Annotated in this window: 3 protein-coding genes; all 3 read right to left on the bottom strand. The window is 52.1% G+C overall.

All coding sequences use genetic code 11. The features are described from left to right. Positions 1–684, bottom strand: a 684-nt coding sequence (locus R7O12_RS23525) for an ABC transporter substrate-binding protein (RefSeq protein WP_318126448.1), incomplete at its 3' end; no start/stop codon positions are given. Between the two features lie 2 nt (positions 685–686). Further along, entirely contained in the window at positions 687–2,117 is a 1,431-nt protein-coding gene (locus R7O12_RS23530; RefSeq protein WP_318126450.1) for a HAMP domain-containing sensor histidine kinase, read from the bottom strand. Then, positions 2,107–2,814, bottom strand: coding sequence for a response regulator (locus tag R7O12_RS23535; RefSeq protein ID WP_029804119.1), 708 nt, complete (start codon positions 2,812–2,814; stop codon positions 2,107–2,109). Before R7O12_RS23535 ends, R7O12_RS23530 begins: the two co-directional genes overlap by 11 nt. Positions 2,815–3,045 lie beyond the last annotated feature (231 nt).

A 3,045-nucleotide genomic window follows, 5' to 3' on the forward strand; every position in this document is an offset into this window, starting at 1 on the left:
TTGCGTCAGCGCTTGGCGCAGTGTATCGCTGTCGATGCTGTCGCGTTCTAGTTTAACCATTGCATTGGTGTAGAACTCAACGCCGCCAGTGGAGATCACTAAGTTCTCGAAAAGTTGGGCGACTTGCCACGGCTGCTCACCGACCGCGATCGGTACAATGCCATTTTGCTTAGCAAGCTCCATGGCGGCGAACATCTCTTGCCAGTTTTTCGGCGCGGATAGATTCAGTTGTTTAAGCAGCTTGTGGTTGACCCACAGCCAGTTCAAGCGGTGCAGCGTAAGTGGCAGGGCGATGTAGCCGTTTTGTGTTTTATTGATTTCGATAGACAGTGGGTAGAGCACCTCGTCCCAGCGCTGCTCATCGGCAACCGCGTTAACGTTGTGCAAAATACCGATGGCATCCCACGCCTTAATACTTGGCCCTTCGATTTGCGCGAAGCTCGGTGGATTGCCCGCCAGCGCGCGAGCTTGCAGTACCGTCATCGCGCTGTCGCCACCACCGCCTAACACCGGGCTTTGCAGCAGCTCTATATCGTGCCGTTTTAGCTGAGCTTTGAGTGTTTGCAGCGCTTGCTGCTCGCCGTCAGAAGTCCACCAATGTAAAAACTCTACCCCTTGTGGCGACTCAGCGTGAGCGACGCAAGGGGCGAGCAACAGTGGGAACAAGAATGCCAGTTTGTTCATAGTCAGTCTCTCGGGAAAGTCAATGTGGCGCAGAGGCCGCCAAACTGAGAATGGCTCAGCGACAAACTGCCGCCGTGAGCCTTTGCAATGCTCTGTGAAATGGTTAACCCCAGCCCACTGCCTTCTTTATCGTTGCTAGCGCGGAAGTATGGCTGGCAGAGCTTTTCAAGTAATAAATCGTCAACACTGTCACCGTGATCTTCAATTTCAATCTGGATCGACTCTGGGCTTTCACTCAGCGTAATGTCCGCTTGATGGCCGTATTTGAGCGCGTTATCGACCAAATTCTGAATGCAGCGCTTAATCGCTAACGGTTTACCAGCAAAGTGGGTGCGGATTTCACCGTGGATGCGAATTGTGTCCGGCGCATCGGCGATATTGGCGGAAATGTGCTGAATCAGTTGGGTGAAATTGATCGGCTCGATTTCCTCGTGGATATCGGTCTCTTTAATGCATTGCAATGCGCCTTTGACCATCAAATCTAGGTCGTTACTCAGGCGGATAAAGCGTTCTCGGTCGGCGTCGTCATCCAGCATTTCCGCCCGTAGTTTTAGGCAAGCAATCGGCGTTTTCAGATCGTGTGAAATGGCGCTGAACAGCATCTCGCGGTCTTTAATGTGGCTGTCGATGCGTCGGTTCATTTTGTTAAACGCACGTACCGCCGCTTTCAGTTCGTTACTGCCGCGCTCAGAGACTTCGGGCACGTCTAATCGGCTCGACATCAGGGTTGCGGCTTTTGCCAGCTCTCGAATTGGTTGAATTTCTTTGCGAACGATAAACCAGGTACACAGCAACAGCATTAGCGCGGACAGCAATAGCGTCAGCCATTGGCGCAGCTCAAAATAGTTAGTCTCTAGGTTGATGTAAGGCGCGGGTAGCACCGCCGCGAGATAAAACCATTCGTTCTGCGCGACTTCGACCTGCATCACCAGAATCGGCGGATTGAGGTCACCAAACGAAAGCGAATAATGCGCCCACAATAGCGGCAGTTCGTCGATAGGTAGCTCGTTGTTGAACACTTTGAGTTTGTCGCGCTGGGTGAACTCCACCTCGATATTAGGAATGCCGCTCAACTCGCTTTCTAATACCTCGCGAACTTGGTTGATGACCAACGTTTTGCGCTCGCTCTCTGGCAGTGGGTCGACGTCAATCTGGTGATTGTTGAGTGAGACGAAAAAGCGCGTGCCACCCATGTTGCGCAGTTGATTGAGCACCAAGTGGCGATATTCCGAAGGGAGTGTTTGAAAGAAAGCAATGGTGGAAGAAGCGCTCAATGCTAAGCTTTTGACTGTGGTGGTCAGGCCTTCTTTATCGCGTTCGCTGGCGTGTTGATACCAGATAATCCCGGATAATACCTGCGCCAGAATGATCACCAGCAACAGGAACACACTGGTACGAACGACCAGTGACCCCGTCCAGCGTTTAATTCTCATAATGCACGTCCGTGGTCAGCATGTAGCCTTTGTTGCGCACTGTTAGGATCAGCGAACGGTCTTTATCTTCAAGGTGATGACGCAAGCGGCTGATCTGCACGTCAATGCCGCGTTCAAACGGGTCGGCATCGCGTCCCCAGATTTCGCGCGCAATGTCATCGCGAGACAATATTGATTGCGCGTGGTTGACGAACAAACCGAGCAGCGACAAATCCGCGCCACTCAGTTGCTTAACCTCGCGGCTAGCAACGTGGGTCAGTTGCCGGGTTACGGTATCTAACAACCAATCGTCAAAACGCACTTTACGCGTCAGTTTGCTATTGGCGGTCGTTTGGCTGCGTCTCAGAATCGTTTTGATGCGCGCGAGCAGTTCACGCGGACTGAATGACTTGGTGATGTAGTCGTCGGCACCCATTTCTAGCCCTGCGACTCGGTCGGCTTCTTCAGTGACGGCGGTCAGCATGATGATCGGGATATCGGAGTTTTTGCGCAGTTTCTGGCACAGGGTAAAACCGTCTTCACCGGGCATCATAATATCGAGGATGATCAAATCAGGATGGTGATCGTTGAGCAGTTGCCACATCGCGCCGCCGTTTTCTGCGCAAAGCACTTCAAACCCTGCGCGACCAAGGTAATCTGACAACGCTTCGCGAAGGTCGAGGTTGTCATCGACGACCAGTATCTGCTTGTTTTCCATCCTACTTTCCCTGTGTCCGTCCCTGTGCCTGCCCCTGAGTTTGGCGCTGGCCAATATGATGCATTCTTAAACGCACATTCACAATCGAGCCGATTACAATTTTCACTTCTCGGTGTAAGAGATTTGTAAGCGGCCACTTACAAACTGATTGCCTTTTGTAACCTTAGGCGCCGCCTTGCTCGCTATGATCATCCTGACCTTACGTGAAACAACATGACCTGAAGGAATCAG

Source organism: Vibrio sp. Vb1574, from assembly GCF_033338675.1.

Bases quoted from the DNA above. Each gene is read 5' to 3' on its own strand.
- R7O12_RS23530 (WP_318126450.1), bottom strand. From the start codon at position 2,117: ATGAGAATTAAACGCTGGACGGGGTCACTGGTCGTTCGTACCAGTGTG.
- R7O12_RS23535 (WP_029804119.1), bottom strand. From the start codon at position 2,814: ATGGAAAACAAGCAGATACTGGTCGTCGATGACAACCTCGACCTTCGC.